Genomic DNA, 19555 nt, shown 5'->3' on the forward strand with positions numbered 1-19555 from the left:
GCTCACGGCTTGAGCCAGGAACCCTGGCTCTGGCTTTCGCAAAACGGTTTCAAATACGCCGCGTCCGTGGCTATACCGTAATAGTGAATATCCTGCCGGTAAGGCATATTGGCGACTTGAGCGTTGCTGCACACGCCGAACGCACCGCTGGGGCATTGGTCGACGTACTGCACCTCGACCTTCTGCCCGGCCAGTGTCGGCTGGCAGAAACCGTCATTGAACAGTTTTTCCGGGATGGTGCGATTCTGCTGGCAGACTTTCACGTCCAATCTTTCAGCTGTGCTATGTACTACGCAGGCTTGGGCGAATGCTTCGTTCGAAACGAGCCCCAGAAGCAACGAAAATCCCATCCACCGCATTCTTATCTCCTCAGAAACCGCCAATCATGTTGCAGAACATTCCAACCCACGTCATCGCCGGACCATTGGGCGCCGGCAAGACCAGCCTGATCAAGCACCTGCTGGCGCAACGCCCGGACGGCGAGCGATGGGCGGTGCTGATCAATGAATTCGGCCAGATCGGTATCGACGCTGCACTGCTGACCCGGGATGCCGATGGTATCGCACTGGGTGAAGTGGCCGGCGGCTGTTTGTGTTGCGTCAATGGCGCGCCGTTCCAGGTCGGGCTCGGCCGTTTGTTGCGCAAGGCAAAGCCGGATCGGCTGTTTATCGAGCCGTCCGGGCTGGGGCATCCGGCGCAATTACTGAGGCAGTTGAGCGAGGCGCCGTGGCAAGGTGTACTGAGCGTTCAGCCTTGCGTACTGGTATTGGATGCCCAGTCGCTGGCCGCTGGCAAGCCGCTGCCTGAGGCGCAGCAGGAGGCGCTCAAGAGTGCCGGGTTGTTGCTGATGAATAAGTCTGAAGGTCTCGACGATGGTGATCGCCGGCGCATCACGGCGCAGTTGCCGGTGCGCCCGATGTACTGGACGCAACAAGCTGTGCTGCCATTGATCGAGTTGCCCGGGCTGGAATCTCAGGCGGTGGCGGGTGTGGATAGCTTCGTTGCACCCAAAGGACTGGCGCAGATGCCGGCGATCTGGACTGACCCAACGTTGCCGATATGCTTGAGTCAGGAACAGGAGGGCGGCTGGAGCATTGGTTGGCGTTGGCATCCGAGTCAGACATTCGATGCAGCGCTTGTCGGCCGATGGCTGGAAAGCCTGGCCTGGCGGCGGGCTAAACTGGTTATCCACAGCGTCGAGGGTTGGGTCTCGGCGAATGCGCTGGATAGCTCTGCGCCGCAATGGCAATCCAACGAATGGCGGCGGGATTCGCGAATTGAGCTGATATTCGGTGAGCCGCAGGATGTTGAAGTGTTGCAAACCGATCTGGCTAACTGCCGGTTGGGGTAAAGATCAAAAGATCGCAGCCTTCGGCAGCTCCTGCAGAGGCTGCGATCTGTCAGTTCAGGGCCGCCACTTCGTATGTTCCTGCCTCCAATGGCTCAACTCGATGATCTGGGCGCTGGGCTTCTCCACATCAGCGACCGCAGGCGTGTCGTCGAACGGCATCGGGTAGGGCGCCAGTTCGATCTGCGCACTATGGGCGCCAAACTGAGTAATGGTGCCGTTGTGACGGGTTTCGCCGGTCACGGTGAATTCAAAGTTATACACACGGGCCAGACGCCGCCGGCCATTGGCATCTTTGATCAAGGCAATTTTTTTCAATGCCACGTTGCCATCCAGCAACTCGATCCCGAGCTTGCTGCAATGTTGCTTGACCCGCTCCAGTGCACGTTCGCGCAAGCCGTGGTTGTGCCAAAGCCACGCGCCACCGGTGGCGAGCAGCATCAGCACGAAAATGTTTCCAAGGGTCAGCATCAACAGGGTGCTCCAACAAGATAGTGTCAGCTTAACTGCGTCGCCGGTCTGTCGTACAGGCTGCGTTTAGTCGCATACTGCGTGGCTCGAATTTCAATCGTTTTACGGATAACACACCGCATGAAACGTACGCCCCATCTGCTCGCTATCCAGTCCCACGTAGTCTTCGGTCACGCCGGCAACAGTGCCGCGGTTTTCCCGATGCAGCGGGTTGGAGTGAATGTCTGGCCGCTCAATACCGTACAGTTCTCCAACCATACCCAGTACGGCCAATGGGCTGGAGATGTGCTCGCACCCCACCAGATTCCGGATCTGGTGGAAGGCATTGCGGCGATTGGCGAATTGGGCAATTGCGATGCAGTTCTGTCCGGCTATCTGGGTAGCGCTGCCCAGGGCCGGGCAATCCTGACCGGCGTGGCGCGGATCAAGTCGATGAATCCCAAGGCGCTGTACCTCTGTGACCCGGTGATGGGGCATCCGGAGAAGGGCTGCAGCGTGCCGGCGGAAGTCAGCGATTTTCTGCTGGAAGAGGCAGCTGCCGTGGCGGATTTCATGTGCCCGAATCAACTGGAACTCGACAGCTTCTCGGGGCGCAAGCCGCAGTCGCTATTCGATTGCCTGGCGATGGCGCGAGCGCTGCTGGCGCGTGGTCCGAAAGCGATACTCGTCAAGCACCTGGATTATCCCGGCAAAACGCCGGACGTCTTTGAGATGCTGCTGGTGACGGCCGAAGGCAGCTGGCTTCTGCAACGTCCGCTGCTGGCGTTTCCGCGTCAGCCGGTAGGCGTGGGCGATCTGACGTCCGGGTTGTTCCTGGCTCGCGTGTTATTGGGCGATAGTCTGGTGGCCGCTTTCGAGTTCGCCGCATCGGCGGTGCATGAGGTGTTGTTGGAAACTCAGGCCTGCGCCAGCTACGAGCTGGAACTGGTGCGGGCGCAAGACCGGATTGCCCATCCGCGGGTGCGGTTCGAAGCAATGCCTATCAGTTTGTAATCCGGTCACGACAAACAGATCGCAGCCTGAGGCTATTCCTGTAGGAACTGCCGCAGGCTGCGATCTTTTGCTTTATGCGTCGCCCTTGATTTCCTGATAGCGCTTTTCCAGTTCCTGACGAATCTGACGACGCTGCTGCGCTTGCATGAAACGGCGCTTGTCTTCGCTGTTCTGCGGTTGCAGTGGCGGGACGACGGCAGGTTTTCGCTGATCATCCACCGCAACCATCGTAAAGAAACAGCTGTTGGTGTGGCGCACCGAGCGCTCGCGGATATTTTCGGTCACCACCTTGATACCCACCTCCATGGAGGTGTTGCCGGTGTAGTTGACCGAAGCAAGGAAGGTCACCAGTTCGCCGACATGGATCGGCTCACGGAAAATCACCTGGTCCACCGACAGGGTCACCACGTAGCGGCCGGCATAACGGCTGGCGCAGGCGTAGGCGACTTCGTCGAGGTATTTGAGCAGGGTGCCACCGTGAACATTGCCAGAGAAGTTGGCCATGTCGGGGGTCATCAATACCGTCATCGACAGTTGGGCGTTTCCGGGTTCCATAGCGTTCTCACGGATCAAGGCAAGGATTTGAGGGACGCACCTCTGCGGGTGCCTGCGCGGTTTTTTCAAACCAACAGTTATCGGGACGCCGGACGATTGATCGCCGTCACGCCGGATCGATCTGTTTCCATATATTGCACCGCCTTTCTGCCGGAAGTCGCGGTGTTACCCTGCAAAAGCCCAGCTCAACGGGCAAATTCCTACGCGGAACGCGGATTTTTTACTCTGCTCGATCGGACGTTTCACACGTCTGGCGCTTGAGCCATGCACCCAAGGAGCCCCAAACCATGCATGCCATCAGCTTCATTCAGGATCTGGCAGTGATCATGTTGGTCGCAGGGGTGGTGACGGTGCTTTTCCACCGGCTCAAACAACCCGTGGTCCTCGGCTATATCGTGGCTGGTTTCATCATCGGCCCGCACACCCCGCCGTTCGGTCTGATCCACGACGAAGAAACCATCAAGACCCTGGCCGAACTCGGGGTGATTTTCCTGATGTTCTGCCTCGGGCTGGAGTTCAGCCTGCGCAAGTTATTCAAAGTCGGTGCTACAGCGTTTATCGCGGCATTTCTGGAAATCGTGCTAATGATCTGGATCGGCTACGAAATCGGCCGTTGGTTCGACTGGAACACCATGGATTCGCTGTTCCTCGGTGCGATCCTGGCGATCTCCTCAACCACCATCATCGTCAAGGCGCTCAATGATCTGAAGATGAAAAATCAGCGTTTTGCGCAGCTGATCTTCGGTGTGCTGATCGTTGAAGACATCCTGGGCATCGGCATCATTGCCTTGCTATCAAGCATCGCAGTCAGCGGCACAGTAAGCTCCGGCGAAGTGTTTTCCACCGTCGGCAAGCTCTCGCTGTTCATGATCGTCGCGCTGGTCATTGGCATTTTGCTGGTACCGCGCTTGCTGGCCTACGTGGCCAAATTCGAAAGCAACGAAATGCTGCTGATCACCGTGCTGGGCCTGTGTTTCGGCTTCTGTTTGCTGGTGGTCAAACTCGAATACAGCATGGTGCTCGGCGCGTTTTTGATTGGCGCGATCATGGCCGAATCCCGACAGTTGCTGAAGATCGAGCGCTTGATCGAACCGGTTCGCGATTTGTTCAGTGCGATTTTCTTCGTCGCCATCGGGTTGATGCTTGACCCGATGATCCTGCTGCAATACGCCTGGCCGATCGCGGTGATCACCGTGGCCGTGGTGCTGGGCAAGATGTTGTCCTGCGGCCTGGGGGCTTTTATCGCCGGCAATGATGGACGCACCTCACTGCGCGTCGGTATGGGTCTTTCACAGATTGGCGAATTTTCTTTCATCATCGCTGCGCTGGGCATGACCCTGCAGGTCACCAGTAACTTCCTTTATCCGGTGGCCGTGGCCGTTTCAGTGATCACCACGTTGCTGACGCCGTACCTGATTCGCGCCGCAGACCCTCTGTCGATCAAGCTTGCCGCCGTGATGCCGCAGCGGTTGGGTCGGGTGTTGGGCATGTATGGCGAATGGCTGCGCAGCATCCAGCCGCAGGGCAAGGGCGCGTTGCTGGCCTCGATGATTCGACGAATTTTGCTGCAGGTGGGCGTCAATCTGGCGCTGGTGATCGCGATCTTTTTTGCGGGCGCTTACTTCGCCGAACGCATGTCCACTCACCTGCAAGGCTGGATCAGCGACCCGAGCTGGCAGAAAGCGTTGATTTGGGGCGGGGCTCTTTTGTTGTCGCTGCCATTCCTGATCGCCGCGTATCGCAAGCTCAAGGCGCTGTCGATGTTGCTGGCGGAAATGGGTGTGAAGCCGGAGATGGCCGGCCGCCACACGCAGCGAGTGCGGCGGGTGATCTCGGAAGTGATCCCGATCCTCTCGCTGCTGGTGATTTTCCTGCTGTTGGCCGCCTTGTCGGCCAGTATTCTGCCGACCAACAAGTTGCTGGTACTGATCGTCGTGGTGGCTGCCGCCGTGGCGGCGCTACTGTGGCGTTGGTTTATCCGCGTTCACACGCGGATGCAGGTGGCTTTGCTGGATACCCTGGACAACCACAAGGATTCGCCGGGGCATTAACCCAAAGGGGCGTCAGCGGACTCAGCTTTCCAGCCAGACGTCCCGCGCCCAATGCCACACAGACTCCCAGGTTTCTTCGGCGATCAGCTCTTCTTCGGCCTGCCAAAGCACCACGGTGCCGTCTTCTTCGACGCAGTAGTAATCATCACCGTCCTGGCAGATCGGGATCAGGCTGCGATCAACACCAGCATCCCAGGCATTGGCGGCAACGTCCGGCAGGTAAGTGTGAGACTGCGGGTCGGTGACGGTCACGGGTTCCAGGCTGCCGTAGACCACATCGCTGACAGTCAGCAGAAATTCTCTGAAGACGAACGGAATGTCGATGAACAGTTGTTCCTCGATTTCCACCAGCATGTCTTCGTCAGGCAGCTCCAAGGGGACCGGTACCGGTTCGTTAGCTTCACGCAGTTGTTCGATGATTTCTTCCACGTCCGGGATCCTCTTGCTTGTATGGCGCGGTTTATATGGGGCGGTTTATACAGTAGCTCGCTATAGATGCAACCGCGAAATAGAAAACCCCGGCAGAGGCCGGGGTTTTTATTACAGCAAGTGAATCGCGGAGGGTGATCAGCCGTTCTGGCGGATACCAGCCACCAGCCAAGGCTGGTTTTCGCCCTGCGGACGTTCCATGTTCCAGCTTTCGCTGAACACTTCGCCCTGGTCGAAACGCGAGGTTTTCGACAGGCCGCTAAAGGTCAGGGTGGCGATGGTCTTGTCGGCGCGATCATCCACACCGTCCAGTTGCACAACGAGGTTATCGATGTAGGTGGACTGGAAGCCGTCGCCCAGGTCGGCACGTTCGCGCTTCAGGAACTCCAGCATCTGCGGGGTCACGAACTCGGCGATCTTGTCCATTTCGTTGGCGTCCCAGTGTTGCTGCAGGGACTGGAAGTGATTGCGGGCCGCTTCGATGAAGTTCTTTTCATTGAACCAGGCCGGAGCATTGATTACCGGACGAGCGGCAACAGGAGCAGCCGAACCGCCGAAGATCGAACCGCCGGCAGGCTTGTGCTCGAACGCTTCACGCTGCATCGGCGCGTGGCCAGCTGGAGCGTACTGCTCTTGCTGCTTGCGGCGACGGGCGGCAATGAAACGGAAGACCAGGAAGGCGATGACCGCCATGATCAGGATGTCGAAGATCTGCATGCCCTGGAAGCCATCGCCCATGAACATGGACGCCAGCAAGCCACCGGCGGCGATGCCGGCCAGAGGGCCGAGCCAGCGCGAAGCACCGCCGGCCTTGGCGGCGGCGCCAGCGGCACCGGCAGCACCAGCGGTCGCCGCAGCGCCGCCCATGCCTGGAGAAGAAGGAGCCATCTGGCTGGTTTGGTGAGTCGGCGCAGCGCCGGCGCTTTTGCCACCACCGAAGCGCTTGGCGGCATTGACGTCGAGACTCATCGTCAGGCCGATGCACAACGCCATGGCGATGGTAAGAAAACGTTTCATATAGGGAATTCCCATTTGTGGAAGGCACGCGCGCCATGTTGCACAGCTGAAGTGTTACTGGCTAGCGGCAGAGTGTTTCGGGCTTTTGCCTGACAGGTTGCATTCAGCTGTAGTCAGCGCATTAAGGCTTGTTAACTTTGGTCTGTAGAATGAGTGGATAAGTTCTGTAGGAGAGATGCTTAGCGTCGTAGCGCCAACAGGATCACCCCGGCCGTGATCAGACCGATTCCGCCCCATTGGCGCAGGTCGAGCTTCTCGCCCAGCAGGACCACACCCAGCACGGCCACCAGCACAACGCTGAGTTTGTCCACTGGAGCGACCAGCGAAGCCGGTCCGACTTTTAGTGCTCGGAAATAGCAAATCCAAGACGCCCCGGTGGCGAGGCCCGACAACAACAGAAACAGGTAGCTTCTGGCAGAGATCGATCCTAAGGACTGATATTGGTCCGTGGCGTACAAAATCAAGGCCAGGCTGACCAGGACCACCACGGTGCGCAGTAGCGTGGCGAAGTCGGAATTGACGTTTTCAACGCCGATCTTAGCGAAGATCGCGGTCATCGCCGCGAATCCCGCCGATAACAGAGCCCAGAATGTCCAGGAAGAAAAGAAGCCTGAGCCCATGGTTATCGCGCCTCATTTGAACCCGCAGTGGACTCAGGGAAAAGATCGCAGCCTTCGGCAGCTCCTACAGGGGAATGTGAAAACTGTAGGAGCCTGCGATCTTTTCAGCCTTTAAATCGCTTCCAGCTTGGCGTACCCCAGCATCAACCACTTGCTGCCTTCGCTGAAGTTCACCTGGACCCGCGCCTGTGCGCCAGCGCCTTCGAAGTTCAGGATCACGCCATCGCCAAACACCGAATGCCGCACCGTTTGACCCAGGCTGAAGCCGGTCTGCGGAATCTCGCTGCCGCTGAACAGGCTGCCGCCGCTCATCGACTGGTTGCCGCCAAACGGACGGCTGACGCTGTTGGAGAGCCGCACTTCCTGAATCAGGCCTTTCGGCACTTCGCGTACGAAACGCGAAACCTTGTTGTAGGTCTCGCTGCCGTACAGGCGTCGGGTTTCTGCATAGGTCATCACCAGGTTCTGCATGGCGCGGGTGATGCCGACATAAGCGAGACGGCGCTCTTCCTCAAGACGGCCGGGTTCTTCCAGGCTCATCTTGTGCGGGAACAGGCCTTCTTCCATGCCCACCAGGAACACGTAGGGGAATTCCAGGCCCTTGGCGCTGTGCAGGGTCATCAACTGAACGCTGTCTTCGTGCTCATCGGCCTGGGTATCCCCGGCCTCCAGCGAGGCGTGGCCGAGGAACGCGGCCAGTGGCGTCAGGTCCTCGTCTTCTTCGCTGTTTTCGAAGTTGCGCGCGGCACTGACCAATTCCTCAAGGTTTTCTACCCGTGCCTGACCTTTCTCGCCTTTTTCTGCTTCGTGGTAGGCGATCAGTCCCGACTGCTCGATGACAGTCTGGGTCATCAGGTGCAGCGGCATCTCCATGCACTTGGCGGCGAGGTTTTCGATCAGCTCGACAAACGCGCCAAGGGCGCTGGCCGCGCGACCGGTGAGGCCCTTGTTGGCCACCAGTTGGCGCATTGCTTCCCACATCGACACATCGCTGTGGCGCGCATGGTCGCGGATCGCTTCGACGGTTTTCTCGCCGATGCCACGGGCCGGCACGTTGATCACCCGTTCCAGCGCGGCATCGTTGCCACGGCCTTCGAGCAAACGCAGGTAGGCCATGGCGTTTTTGATTTCCGCCCGCTCGAAGAAGCGCTGACCGCCATAGATGCGGTACGGGATGCGCTCGCGCAGCAAGGCTTCTTCCAAAACCCGCGATTGGGCGTTGGAGCGGTACAGAATCGCGATATCGCTGCGAGCCAGGCCGGTTTTCAGCGCGCTTTCGATGGTTTCGACAACGTAGCGAGCTTCATCATGTTCGTTGAACGCGGCATACAGGTTGATCGCTTCACCGTCGCCGCCATCGGTCCACAGCTCTTTGCCCAGACGTCCGGTGTTATTGGCGATCAAGGCGTTGGCGGCCTTCAGGATGCCGGCAGTGGAGCGATAGTTTTGCTCCAGGCGAATGGTTTCGGCGTCCGGGAAGTCTTCGGAATACTGATAGATGTTTTCGATCTTCGCGCCACGCCAGCCGTAGATCGACTGATCGTCATCGCCGACCACCATCAGGCTGTCGCCGCCCTTGGCTAGCAGACGCAACCAGGCGTACTGCACGGCGTTGGTGTCCTGGAACTCGTCCACCAGAATGTGCCGGAAGCGCTTTTGATAATGCGCCAGCAGGCCCGGGTGATCGCGCCATAGGTCGAGGGCGCGTAGTAGCAGTTCAGAGAAGTCGATCACGCCGGCGCGCAGGCACGCGGCCTCGTAGGCTTCATAGATGCTGCGCATGGTCGCCAGGAACAGATCGCCGCTGGCTTGAATGTGTTGCGGGCGCAGACCTTCGTCTTTCTGCCCGTTGATGAACCACTGGGCCTGACGGGCCGGCCAGCGTTGCTCGTCCAGACCGAGCTCGCGGATCACCCGCTTGACCAGCCGTTGCTGGTCGTCGCTGTCGAGAATCTGGAAAGTCTGGCTCAGGCCCGCTTCCTGCCAGTGCGCCCGCAGCAAGCGGTGCGCCAGGCCGTGGAAGGTGCCGACCCACATGCCGGCCGGGTTGATACCCATCAGCTGCTCGATGCGATGGCGCATCTCGGCGGCAGCCTTATTGGTGAAGGTCACCGACAGGATGGAGTGGGGCGAGGCGTTTTCGACCTGGATCAACCAGGCGATACGGTGCACCAGCACTCGGGTTTTACCGGAACCAGCACCGGCCAGGACCAACTGACGACCCACGGCGGCAGCTACGGCCTGGCGTTGGGCATCGTTGAGGGAGTTCAGCAGAAGGGAGAGATCATCGCGCATCGGGGCATTCTAGGGGGCCGCGTCACACCGGGCAAACATCGCTTTGCTTTAGCCGATGAAAGATACGTCAGGGACGACCGGTCAGTCATTGGCTGCAAGCGTTGGTGGGGCTCGTCCGGCGGGTTTTGCGCCGGGCCGGGTGGTTTAAATTTTTGTCTGTTTTTTGATCGGGAGCAGTTTGGTCCGGGCCTTTGCTTGTGTATGCTCCGTCGACGTTTCGGGCCCATGCTCATCATTATAAGAACAAGAACATTGCCTATGACCCTCAGCTCTGACCTGTCGGGCCCTACTGTGGAGCCCCGGGTTATCCGTAAACAATACGCCATGGAAATGGCGGTTGAACGCACGCGCCTGCTTTATCAGGGCTCTTTGCTGCCCACCCTTTTCATGTTGATCAATGGTCTTGTCTGCGCCGGATTGCTCTGGAGTCCGCAGCGATACTTCCTGGTCACCGTTTGGCTGGTGTGGTTGTTGTCGCTGGTGGCGTTGCGGGTGATCCAGGTAGCGGCCTTCGACTCGGCGATTCCCAACCGTCAGGCCCATCCGATCTGGCGGCGCATGTTTTTGTTGGGTTCCGGTCTCACCGGTTTGACCCTGGCCGGCGCTGGCATCGCGCTGGTTCCTGCCGACAATTTCATCCAGCAAGCCTGGGTCTTCGGCCTGATCGGCGCAGCGGCCCTTTCGGCCAGCGTGGCCTATGCAGTCAGCCTGCCGGCATTCCTGTCATTTACCTTGCCATGCCTGTTGCCAGCCATTGCTTATATGTTCTGGGGCGGTGACGAACAACAGCAGGGCTGGGGCTGGTTCGGCCTGATTTTGCTAGGTGCGTTGAGTGTCGTTGCCTGGCAGGTCAATCGGCTGATCGATAGGGGCTTGATGCGACGCTTCCAGAATCAATCACTGATCGAACATTTGCAGCAAGCGCAGAACCGCAGTGACCAGCTCAATCAGAAACTGGCAGAGGAAGTCGAGCAGCGTCGGCGTGCCGAGGACGAATTGCGTGAAATCCAGGTCGATCTGGAAAACCGTGTCGCCCAGCGCAGCCTGGAGCTGGATGCCGCCAACCAGGCGCTGAGCAAAAGTGAGGCGCGTCTGGCGCTGGCGTTGAAGGCCAGTGAACTGGGGCTGTGGGACTGGAATCTGCAAACCGATGAAGTCCATCACACGTTGGTTCAGGAACTGTTCGGCCTGGAGCCGGAATTCGTCACGGCGATGCTCCGGCATCTCAAGCCACGCCTGCATCCCGAAGATCTTCCGGCATTGAGAAGGGCGCTGGTCGATCATTTGAAGGGGCGTACCGAGGATTACCAGGTTGAGTACCGCGTGCGCCATGGCAACGGCCATTGGGTGTGGATCGAGGACCGCGGGCGAGCCGTCGAGCGCGCCGAAAACGGTCGGGTGACCCGTATGGTCGGCACTCGCCGCGACATCAGCGTCAGCAAAGCGCTGGAAGAGCAGCAGCAACTGGCGGCCACCGTGTTCGAGGCGGCCAGCGAGGGCATCGTGATTTTCGATCCGAATTACGCCCTGATCGCGGCTAACCAGGCGTTCAGCCGCGTAACCGGCTACGAAATCGAGGACATGCTGGGACGCAATGTGGTCGAGCTGCCGTGCAGTCGCGATGCCCGCCGGCACTACGGAGCGATTCATCAGGCTCTGGAGCAGCATGGCAGTTGGCAGGGCGAGCTGGTGGAAACTCGCAAGAATGGCGAGATGTATCCGCAATGGCTACAGCTGAGTGCGGTGCGCGATACGCGGGGGAAAGTGAGCCACATTGTCGGCTTCTTCGCCGATCTTTCGGCCCGCCGTGAGTCCGAGGAGCGCATGCGCTACCTGACCCATTACGACGAGCTCACGGGCCTGGCCAACCGCTCGATGTTCCGCGAACGACTCAACGAAGCGCATCAGCGTGTGCGCCAGGGCGGCTATCGCAGCCTGGCGTTGCTGCACATTAATCTGGATCGATTCAAACAGCTCAACGATAGTCTGGGTCACGAAGTCGCCGATCATCTATTGCAGAAAATGGCTCGTCGGCTAATCAACGCGTTGCCGGAGGCTGACACCATTGCGCGATTGTCCGGCGACGAATTTGCCGTGCTGTTCAATTCCTACGGCAACCTTTCGAGCCTGGCACGGGTGGCAACGCGACTGGCCGCCAAATTGCGTTTGCCAGTGACTGTCGAGGGGCATGAACTTGTGGTCAGCGCATCCATGGGCATCAGTCTGTTGCCGGACAACGCACGGGAAATCTCCGCGTTGGTCAGCCAGTCGAACATGGCCATGCAACACGCCAAGCATCTGGGTGGCGACAATTTTCAGTTCTACACCGACAGCCTGCAAGCCAGCACGCTGGAGCGTTTGCAGCTGGAAAACCAGCTACGAAAAGCCATTGAAGAGAAGCAGTTGAAGGTGTTCTACCAACCGAAACTGTGCCTCGCCACGGGCAAGCTGAATGCCGCCGAGGCGCTGGTGCGTTGGGATCATCCGACCATGGGCCGCGTGCCGCCGGGAGACTTCATCGGTCTGGCAGAGGAAACCGGTTTGATTGGCCCGATCGGCGAGTTTGTGTTGCGCCAGGCCTGCTGGCAAGCCTGTGAGTGGCAACGCCTGGGACTTGAGCCGATTCGGGTGTCGGTCAATCTGTCGGTGCATCAGTTGCGTCAGGGCAAGCTGGTCAGTCTGGTGCGACAGGTGTTGGAAGAAACCGGCTTGGCGCCGCACTACCTGGAGCTTGAACTCACGGAAAGCCAGTTGCTGGACAGCGTCGAACACATCATCGCGACGTTCCAACAGTTGCGTGATCTGGGGGTGAAACTGGCAATCGACGATTTTGGCACTGGCTATTCATCGTTGAGCTATCTCAAGCGCATTCCGGTGGATTACGTGAAGATTGATCAGGCGTTCATTCGTGGCTTGGGGGAGGGCAGTGAAGACGCGGCGATTACCCGGGCAATCATTGCCATGGCTCACGGCTTGTCGTTGAGGGTCGTGGCGGAAGGGGTGGAGCGGCCGGAGCAGCTTGAATTCCTGAAAGCCGAGCGCTGCGATGAGGTACAGGGTTATCTGGTCAGCCGTCCCGTAGAGGCTGATACCATGGCCGGCTTGCTTCACGCGCAGGCCGCTGGCCGAGAAGGAGGCGTCCCGTTCCTCAGCAGCTGAGTCTGCGGGACGCCTGAATTGCCGGAAGCGATATAAGTGCTTAGTTGGTAATCAGTACTTTATCAATATGGTGCAACAACTTGTCTTCGTAGAAAATGCTGACGCCGGTAACATTGGAATTGCCCGGTACTTTGTATTCAACAAACTTGTCATTTTCGACTTGCAGAGAAACTTCATTGGAGATTTCCAGTTTGAGTTCCAGGCGCAGGTCAAAGGACTTGTCTTGCAGTGCGGTCATTTCCAGCTTCGGTGTGATACCAGTGTGGGCAACGGTTACAGTGCCGTAGGTACGGAACGATGGGGCTCCCGGCATGCGATCGATTTGTGCGGTCCAGTCTTTGGTTTTAATGCTCATAAATGTGTAACTCCTGTAATTAATATTTATTGCTTCCTGCGGAGACAAATATAACTAACTTGGTTGTTGGGTGGGTGGGTTATTTTTGATTTAGTTGTAAGGCTTTGTACGTTTTTGCTGGAGTTTAATTAATGGCGTTTGATATGAATAACGCAGTTAATTAGCAAAAAGACTATTGAAGGGCGTGTAAAGGTGGCCCGCTAGAGAGATGAAAACGAGTGCTACATGCGGTGCGGGCACCTGAAATCGAGGGATTCGGTAACGCATTGAGCAGGCAAAAAGCCGATTCATGTAGTATAACTACAAGCGTGCTACATCCCCGGCATTTGCCAATAACAAAGAGTCCAGCCCTTTGAATCTGCTGCAACACATCGCCCAGTCACGTCACCTGTTACGCAAGTCGGAGCTCAAGGTCGCCGATCATGTGCTGCTTGACCCGGCGGCGGTGATGCACAGTTCCATGGCCGACCTGGCCCATAGCGTGGGCATCAGCGAGCCGACCATCGTGCGCTTTTGCCGCGCCATCGGTTGTTCCGGGTTCCAGGACCTCAAGCTGAAGCTGGCCCAGAGCCTCGCGGCCGGCGCCAGCTTCGGCCAGTTTGCGATCCATGAGGATGATTCGGTCGCCGACTACAGCCTGAAAATCTTCGACACCACCCTGCACACCCTGATGGAGGTTCGCGAGAAGCTCGATCCGGTGGAGTTGCAGCGAGCGGTGTCGCTGATGTCCCAGGCCCAGCGTGTCGAGTTCTACGGTTTTGGCGCTTCGGGTGCGGTCGCGGCGGACGCACAGCACAAGTTCTTCCGTTTGCTGCTGACCGCTGCGGCGTATTCCGATCCGCACATGCAGGCGATGTCGGCAGTCACCTTGAAGCCGAGTGATGTGGCGATCTGTATTTCCCAGTCCGGGCGCTCCAAGGATCTGCTGATCACCGCGAACCTGGTGCGCGAAAGCGGTGCCTCGCTGATTACCCTGTGCCCTAGCCAGACACCGTTAGCGGAACTGTCGACTGTCAATCTGGCGATCGATGTGCACGAAGACACCGAGATCTATACGCCACTGACATCGCGTATCGCTCATCTGGTGGTGATCGACGTGTTGGCGATGGGTGTGGCCATGGCGCGCGGGCCGAGCCTGGTCAATCACCTCAAGAGCGTCAAGCGCAGCCTTCGCAGCTTGCGGTTGTCGCCCAAGTCGGTGAAAGCGCTGGACGATTGATCCCAGGATTGGCACGGACTCTGTGGCGAGGGAGCTTGCTCCCGCTGGGGCGCGTAGCGGCCCCAAAAAATGGGCCTGCTGCGCAGTCCAGCGGGAGCAAGCTCCCTCGCCACAGGTATGCTTGCCGCCAACAAAACTTTCATCAGTCTGTAATGCTTGAGCCGCCAAACCGTCATCCCCCGCGCCTATCTTGAAGCTCCCGTACTCGCCTTGGGAGACTCGAAATGGCCATGCCCTACGAAGAACGCAACAGCGCTGTCAAAACCCGTCGTCAGCAAGAAGATCAGCGCCGCATGGAATTCCGCCGCGCCATTGAAGATCGCTGCGAGCGTCGTCAGCTTCTGGCAGAAATTGGCGATTTTCCTGACGAGTTGGAACTCAACTTCTGGCAGGCATCTCCCGTGATTTCCCGTCGAAACGCTCAACCAGGGCGCTGATCTGCACCCGTTCGCTGCGCACAAACGCAAGGAATGCGTGAGCCACCGGAGACAGCCGTTTAGCCTTGGCTTGCACCAGGCACCAACTGCGGAACAGCGGCAGCTCTTCGACCGGTAGCTCGATCAGTCCGCCGGTCGCCAATTCAAGGTTCAGGGCGTGGCGCGTCAACAGCGCCACGCCCAGTCCTGCCAGCACGCACTCTCGCTGGGCTTCGGCTGACGAGACTTCCTGGGTCTGGTTGAAGTGCACGCGCTTCTCTTTGAAATATTCCTCGCACGCCATGCGCGTCCCGGAACCGGGTTCGCGCAACAGCAACGTATAAGGTTCAAGATCCTGCAAGCGCAGCGGTCCCATGTGGCACAGCGGATGATTCGGCGGGGCGACCGCGACGATCGGGTTGTTGAGAAACGGCAGGAATTCCAGCCCCATGTCCTGCGGCACCATGGACATGATCACCAAGTCATCGCGGTTGTCCGACAGGCGTCGAATCACTTGCCCGCGATTGACTACCGTCAGTTGCAGGTTCACTTCCGGATGCTGGCGCTTGAAGGCAGCGAACAGGTGCGGTACGAAATACTTGGCGCTGGATTCCACCGCCAGTTTCAGTTGGCCCTGCAACGACCCTTGCATGTCCGACAGCTGCATATCGAGGTTTTCCAGGCGCCCGAAAATGTCCCGACTGGCGCGCTGTAACGCTTCAGCGGCTTCCGTCATGTAAAGCTTTTTACCGACGTAATCGAACAAAGGCTGACCAATCAGCTCTTCAAGTTGACGTATCTGTAGGCTAACAGCCGGTTGTGTGAGCGACATTTCGTCGGCTGCACGGCTGTAGGAACGCAAATCACAGACTTCGTTAAAAATCTGCAATTGACGCAATGTCATGCGCATCAATGACTTACGCATTATCTAGTCGCTCCCGCCGTAGGCTGATGGGTCAACTATAAGTCTTTACTTATGCATGACCCAATAATTATTCATTTTTGTTAATTCCTTGTGAGCGCTAGTGTTGAGCCGCGACCAAATTGAAACATTTGGTCACGCGTAGACCTGGTCTAGCAGGTCGTGGGTACCACCGGCTCAAGGGAAACTCCAAGTGATAACAAAGATCCTGATCGCCAACCGTGGTGAGATTGCCGTACGAATCGTGCGTGCTTGCGCCGAAATGGGCATTCGCTCGGTCGCGATCTATTCCGACGCCGACCGTCATGCCCTGCACGTGAAGCGTGCCGACGAGGCCCACAGCATTGGCGCCGAGCCACTGGCCGGTTACCTGAACCCGCGCAAGCTGGTGAACCTGGCGGTGGAAACCGGTTGTGATGCGTTGCACCCTGGTTACGGCTTCCTGTCGGAAAACGCCGAGCTGGCAGACATCTGCGCCGAACGCGGGATCAAATTCATCGGTCCATCGGCTGAAGTCATTCGCCGCATGGGCGACAAGACTGAAGCGCGCCGCAGCATGATCAAGGCTGGCGTGCCGGTTACCCCGGGCACCGAAGGCAACGTGTCGGGCATCGAAGAAGCCCTGACCGAAGGCGACCGTATCGGTTACCCGGTCATGCTCAAGGCCACCTCCGGTGGTGGCGGCCGCGGTATCCGTCGCTGCAACAGCCGCGAAGAACTCGAACAAGCTTTCCCTCGCGTTATCTCCGAAGCCACCAAGGCGTTCGGTTCCGCGGAAGTGTTCCTGGAAAAATGCATCGTCAACCCGAAGCACATCGAAGCGCAGATTCTCGGCGACAGCTTTGGCAACGTGGTGCATCTGTTCGAGCGTGACTGCTCGATCCAGCGCCGCAACCAGAAGCTCATCGAAATCGCTCCGAGCCCGCAACTGACCCCGGAACAGCGCGCCTACATCGGCGACCTGTCGGTGCGTGCAGCCAAGGCCGTGGGTTACGAGAACGCCGGTACCGTGGAGTTCCTGCTCGCCGAGGGCGAGGTGTACTTCATGGAGATGAACACCCGGGTGCAGGTGGAACACACCATCACCGAAGAAATCACCGGCATCGACATTGTTCGCGAGCAGATTCGCATCGCGTCCGGCCTGCCGCTCTCGGTGAAACAGGAAGACATCCATCACCGTGGTTTCGCCCTGCAATTCCGGATCAACGCCGAAGACCCGAAAAACAACTTCCTGCCAAGCTTCGGCAAGATCACCCGTTACTACGCACCCGGCGGCCCCGGCGTACGTACCGACACGGCGATCTACACCGGCTACACCATTCCACCGTTCTACGACTCCATGTGCCTGAAACTGGTGGTCTGGGCGCTGACCTGGGAAGAGGCGATGGATCGTGGGTTGCGAGCCCTGGACGACATGCGTCTGCAAGGGGTCAAGACCACCGCCGCGTACTACCAGGAAATCCTGCGTAACCCGGAATTCCGTAGCGGCCAGTTCAACACCAGCTTCGTTGAAAGCCACCCTGAACTGACCAACTACTCGATCAAGCGCAAACCCGAAGAGCTGGCCCTGGCCATCGCCGCCGCCATCGCCGCCCACGCAGGCCTGTGAGGAATAGAACAATGAGCAAGAAAATCCACGTTACCGACACGATCCTGCGCGACGCCCACCAATCGCTGCTCGCCACCCGCATGCGCACCGAAGACATGCTGCCGATCTGCGACAAGCTCGACAAAGTCGGCTACTGGTCGCTGGAATGCTGGGGCGGCGCGACGTTCGACGCCTGCGTACGCTTCCTGAAAGAAGACCCATGGGAGCGTCTGCGCCAACTGCGCGCGGCGCTGCCTAACACCCGTCTGCAAATGCTCCTGCGTGGCCAGAACCTGCTGGGCTACCGCCACTACAGCGACGATGTGGTCAGAGCCTTCGTCGCCAAGGCTGCGGTCAACGGCATCGACGTGTTCCGTATCTTCGACGCGATGAACGACGTGCGTAACCTGCGCGTGGCCATCGAAGCGGTGAAAGCGGCGGGCAAACATGCCCAGGGCACCATCGCCTACACCACCAGCCCGGTGCACACCATCGACGCGTTCGTGGCACAAGCCAAGCAGATGGAAGCCATGGGCTGCGACTCGGTGGCGATCAAGGACATGGCCGGTCTGCTGACTCCTTACGCCACCGGCGAACTGGTTCGGGCGTTGAAAGCCGAACAGTCGCTGCCAGTGTTCATTCACTCGCACGATACCGCTGGCCTGGCCACGATGTGCCAACTCAAGGCAATCGAAAACGGCGCCGACCACATCGACACCGCGATCTCCAGCTTCGCCTCGGGCACCAGCCACCCAGGTACCGAATCGATGGTTGCTGCTCTTAAAGGCACCGAATTCGATACCGGTCTGAACCTGGAACTGTTGCAAGAGATCGGTCTGTATTTCTACGCCGTGCGCAAGAAGTACCACCAGTTCGAAAGCGAATTCACCGCCGTCGACACTCGCGTTCAAGTCAACCAGGTTCCGGGCGGGATGATTTCCAACCTGGCCAACCAGTTGAAAGAGCAGGGCGCCCTGAATCGCATGAGCGAAGTGCTGGCGGAAATCCCGCGCGTTCGCGAAGACCTCGGCTTCCCGCCGCTGGTGACCCCGACCTCGCAGATCGTCGGCACCCAGGCGTTCTTCAACGTACTGGCCGGCGAGCGCTACAAGACCATCACCAACGAAGTGAAGCTGTACCTGCAAGGTGGCTACGGCAAGGCGCCGGGCACCGTGAACGAACAACTGCGTCGCCAGGCCATCGGCAGCGAAGAAGTCATCGACGTTCGCCCGGCCGACTTGCTCAAGCCGGAAATGGCCAAGCTGCGTGCCGACATCGGCGCCGTGGCCAAGTCTGAGGAAGACGTGCTGACCTTCGCCATGTTCCCGGACATCGGCCGCAAGTTCCTCGAAGAGCGCGCTGCGGGCACCCTGACGCCGGAAGTGCTGTTGCCGATTCCAGAAGCCGGTGGCGTCGCCTCGGCCGGTGGTGAAGGCGTACCGACCGAGTTCGTCATCGACGTCCACGGCGAAACCTACCGCGTCGACATCACCGGTGTCGGCGTCAAGGCTGAAGGCAAGCGTCACTTCTACCTGTCCATCGACGGCATGCCGGAAGAAGTGGTGTTCGAACCGCTCAACGAATTCGTCAGCGGCGGCAGCAGCAAGCGCAAGCAAGCCACTGCACCGGGCCACGTCAGCACCACCATGCCGGGCAACATCGTCGACGTCCTGGTCAAGGAAGGCGACACCGTTAAGGCTGGCCAGGCTGTCCTGATCACCGAAGCGATGAAGATGGAAACCGAAGTCCAGGCTGCCATCGCCGGTAAGGTCACCGCCATCCACGTGGCCAAGGGCGACCGGGTGAACCCGGGCGAAATCCTGATCGAGATCGAAGGCTGAGTTAACAGCCTCGATACAACGCTTTAAACCTCGGGGGGGCATGTGCTCCCCTTTTTTTTGCTTCGAATCAGTGTGGGAGATTCTATGTTGCAGGGGAACCCTGCAGCCTTAAATTCGGCTGGTATTCGCTCTGGTTTTTCATGAGAGCGAATGCCACCCGGCACAGCTTGCGCGCGAGGATGACCAGGGCTTGGGTTTTTGCCAGGCCTCTGGCCAGATAGGACTCATAAAAAGGTTTCCAGATTGGAGATCGACAAGCCGCCATTGCCGCGTTGT

17 protein-coding genes and 1 pseudogene are annotated in these 19555 nt (G+C 58.7%); 8 read left to right on the top strand and 10 right to left on the bottom strand.

Features of this window, described 5'->3' with window-relative positions:
• Positions 1-2: 2 nt before the first annotated feature.
• On the bottom strand, positions 3-359 hold the full coding sequence (locus KGB21_RS20980; RefSeq protein WP_223506581.1) for an NADH:ubiquinone oxidoreductase: 357 nt from the start codon (positions 357-359) through the stop codon (positions 3-5).
• 26 nt (positions 360-385) lie between these two features.
• On the opposite strand from KGB21_RS20980, the gene KGB21_RS20985 reads away from it, so the two are divergent.
• Entirely contained in the window at positions 386-1351 is a 966-nt protein-coding gene (locus tag KGB21_RS20985; RefSeq protein ID WP_223506582.1) for a CobW family GTP-binding protein, read from the top strand.
• Positions 1352-1405: 54 nt separating this feature from the next.
• Here the strand turns inward: KGB21_RS20985 and KGB21_RS20990 are convergent, their stop codons facing one another.
• Positions 1406-1819 carry a DUF3301 domain-containing protein gene (locus KGB21_RS20990; RefSeq protein ID WP_034149368.1) on the bottom strand — a complete coding sequence of 138 codons (414 nt, stop codon included), beginning with the start codon at positions 1817-1819 and terminating at the stop codon, positions 1406-1408.
• A gap of 120 nt (positions 1820-1939) precedes the next feature.
• Here KGB21_RS20990 and pdxY point away from each other — a divergent pair, with 120 nt between their 5' ends.
• Complete coding sequence (gene pdxY, locus KGB21_RS20995) at positions 1940-2812, top strand: pyridoxal kinase PdxY (protein ID WP_034149367.1); 873 nt, start codon at positions 1940-1942, stop codon at positions 2810-2812.
• 72 nt (positions 2813-2884) lie between these two features.
• Here the strand turns inward: pdxY and KGB21_RS21000 are convergent, their stop codons facing one another.
• Positions 2885-3367 (bottom strand): acyl-CoA thioesterase, encoded by a 483-nt coding sequence (locus KGB21_RS21000; protein WP_034149366.1) that lies wholly within the window; start codon positions 3365-3367, stop codon positions 2885-2887.
• A gap of 287 nt (positions 3368-3654) precedes the next feature.
• On the opposite strand from KGB21_RS21000, the gene KGB21_RS21005 reads away from it, so the two are divergent.
• Positions 3655-5418, top strand: coding sequence for a cation:proton antiporter (locus KGB21_RS21005; RefSeq protein WP_223506583.1), 1764 nt, complete (start codon positions 3655-3657; stop codon positions 5416-5418).
• Between the two features lie 21 nt (positions 5419-5439).
• Here the strand turns inward: KGB21_RS21005 and KGB21_RS21010 are convergent, their stop codons facing one another.
• From KGB21_RS21010 to uvrD, 4 genes are all read right to left on the bottom strand, one after another.
• Entirely contained in the window at positions 5440-5847 is a 408-nt protein-coding gene (locus KGB21_RS21010) for an SMI1/KNR4 family protein (RefSeq protein ID WP_034149364.1), read from the bottom strand.
• A gap of 138 nt (positions 5848-5985) precedes the next feature.
• Positions 5986-6864 carry a Tim44 domain-containing protein gene (locus KGB21_RS21015; protein WP_223506584.1) on the bottom strand — a complete coding sequence of 293 codons (879 nt, stop codon included), beginning with the start codon at positions 6862-6864 and terminating at the stop codon, positions 5986-5988.
• A gap of 179 nt (positions 6865-7043) precedes the next feature.
• Positions 7044-7484 carry an EamA family transporter gene (locus tag KGB21_RS21020; RefSeq protein WP_223506585.1) on the bottom strand — a complete coding sequence of 147 codons (441 nt, stop codon included), beginning with the start codon at positions 7482-7484 and terminating at the stop codon, positions 7044-7046.
• A 111-nt stretch (positions 7485-7595) separates the two neighbouring features.
• On the bottom strand, positions 7596-9779 hold the full coding sequence (uvrD, locus tag KGB21_RS21025) for a DNA helicase II (RefSeq protein ID WP_223506586.1): 2184 nt from the start codon (positions 9777-9779) through the stop codon (positions 7596-7598).
• A 258-nt stretch (positions 9780-10037) separates the two neighbouring features.
• On the opposite strand from uvrD, the gene KGB21_RS21030 reads away from it, so the two are divergent.
• Entirely contained in the window at positions 10038-12938 is a 2901-nt protein-coding gene (locus tag KGB21_RS21030) for an EAL domain-containing protein (protein WP_223506587.1), read from the top strand.
• A 40-nt stretch (positions 12939-12978) separates the two neighbouring features.
• Here KGB21_RS21030 and KGB21_RS21035 read toward each other — a convergent pair whose 3' ends face one another.
• Positions 12979-13293, bottom strand: a complete 315-nt coding sequence (locus KGB21_RS21035; RefSeq protein WP_034149359.1) for a hypothetical protein — start codon at positions 13291-13293, stop codon at positions 12979-12981.
• 352 nt (positions 13294-13645) lie between these two features.
• Between KGB21_RS21035 and hexR the strand changes: the two genes are divergently transcribed.
• Both hexR and KGB21_RS21045 read left to right on the top strand, forming a co-directional pair.
• Entirely contained in the window at positions 13646-14512 is an 867-nt protein-coding gene (hexR, locus tag KGB21_RS21040) for a transcriptional regulator HexR (RefSeq protein WP_007896526.1), read from the top strand.
• Between the two features lie 224 nt (positions 14513-14736).
• Entirely contained in the window at positions 14737-14949 is a 213-nt protein-coding gene (locus tag KGB21_RS21045; protein ID WP_080758011.1) for a PA3496 family putative envelope integrity protein, read from the top strand.
• On the opposite strand, the gene KGB21_RS21050 is transcribed toward KGB21_RS21045, so the two are convergent.
• Entirely contained in the window at positions 14891-15853 is a 963-nt protein-coding gene (locus KGB21_RS21050) for a LysR family transcriptional regulator (RefSeq protein WP_034149358.1), read from the bottom strand. The genes KGB21_RS21045 and KGB21_RS21050 overlap by 59 nt on opposite strands.
• Before the next feature lie 190 nt (positions 15854-16043).
• On the opposite strand from KGB21_RS21050, the gene KGB21_RS21055 reads away from it, so the two are divergent.
• Together KGB21_RS21055 and oadA are read left to right on the top strand one after the other, a co-directional pair.
• On the top strand, positions 16044-17459 hold the full coding sequence (locus KGB21_RS21055; protein WP_131108079.1) for an acetyl-CoA carboxylase biotin carboxylase subunit: 1416 nt from the start codon (positions 16044-16046) through the stop codon (positions 17457-17459).
• Positions 17460-17470: 11 nt separating this feature from the next.
• Positions 17471-19279, top strand: a complete 1809-nt coding sequence (oadA, locus tag KGB21_RS21060) for a sodium-extruding oxaloacetate decarboxylase subunit alpha (RefSeq protein ID WP_034149356.1) — start codon at positions 17471-17473, stop codon at positions 19277-19279.
• A gap of 82 nt (positions 19280-19361) precedes the next feature.
• On the opposite strand, the pseudogene KGB21_RS21065 reads toward oadA, so the two are convergent.
• Positions 19362-19555: pseudogene (locus KGB21_RS21065) on the bottom strand (IS110 family transposase); the annotation flags it as partial.

The sequence above is a fragment of the Pseudomonas sp. GL-RE-29 genome, assembly GCF_019947275.1.
GTDB classification, from domain to species: Bacteria; Pseudomonadota; Gammaproteobacteria; order Pseudomonadales; family Pseudomonadaceae; genus Aquipseudomonas; species Aquipseudomonas fluorescens_A.

Coding starts and splice junctions, on each gene's coding strand:
- KGB21_RS20980 (WP_223506581.1), bottom strand. CDS start 359: ATGCGGTGGATGGGATTTTCGTTGCTTCTGGGGCTCGTTTCGAACGAA.
- KGB21_RS20985 (WP_223506582.1), top strand. CDS start 386: ATGTTGCAGAACATTCCAACCCACGTCATCGCCGGACCATTGGGCGCC.
- KGB21_RS20990 (WP_034149368.1), bottom strand. CDS start 1,819: ATGCTGACCCTTGGAAACATTTTCGTGCTGATGCTGCTCGCCACCGGT.
- pdxY (WP_034149367.1), top strand. CDS start 1,940: ATGAAACGTACGCCCCATCTGCTCGCTATCCAGTCCCACGTAGTCTTC.
- KGB21_RS21000 (WP_034149366.1), bottom strand. CDS start 3,367: ATGGAACCCGGAAACGCCCAACTGTCGATGACGGTATTGATGACCCCC.
- KGB21_RS21005 (WP_223506583.1), top strand. CDS start 3,655: ATGCATGCCATCAGCTTCATTCAGGATCTGGCAGTGATCATGTTGGTC.
- KGB21_RS21015 (WP_223506584.1), bottom strand. CDS start 6,864: ATGAAACGTTTTCTTACCATCGCCATGGCGTTGTGCATCGGCCTGACG.
- KGB21_RS21020 (WP_223506585.1), bottom strand. CDS start 7,484: ATGGGCTCAGGCTTCTTTTCTTCCTGGACATTCTGGGCTCTGTTATCG.
- uvrD (WP_223506586.1), bottom strand. CDS start 9,779: ATGCGCGATGATCTCTCCCTTCTGCTGAACTCCCTCAACGATGCCCAA.
- KGB21_RS21030 (WP_223506587.1), top strand. CDS start 10,038: ATGACCCTCAGCTCTGACCTGTCGGGCCCTACTGTGGAGCCCCGGGTT.
- KGB21_RS21035 (WP_034149359.1), bottom strand. CDS start 13,293: ATGAGCATTAAAACCAAAGACTGGACCGCACAAATCGATCGCATGCCG.
- KGB21_RS21045 (WP_080758011.1), top strand. CDS start 14,737: ATGGCCATGCCCTACGAAGAACGCAACAGCGCTGTCAAAACCCGTCGT.
- KGB21_RS21050 (WP_034149358.1), bottom strand. CDS start 15,853: ATGCGTAAGTCATTGATGCGCATGACATTGCGTCAATTGCAGATTTTT.
- oadA (WP_034149356.1), top strand. CDS start 17,471: ATGAGCAAGAAAATCCACGTTACCGACACGATCCTGCGCGACGCCCAC.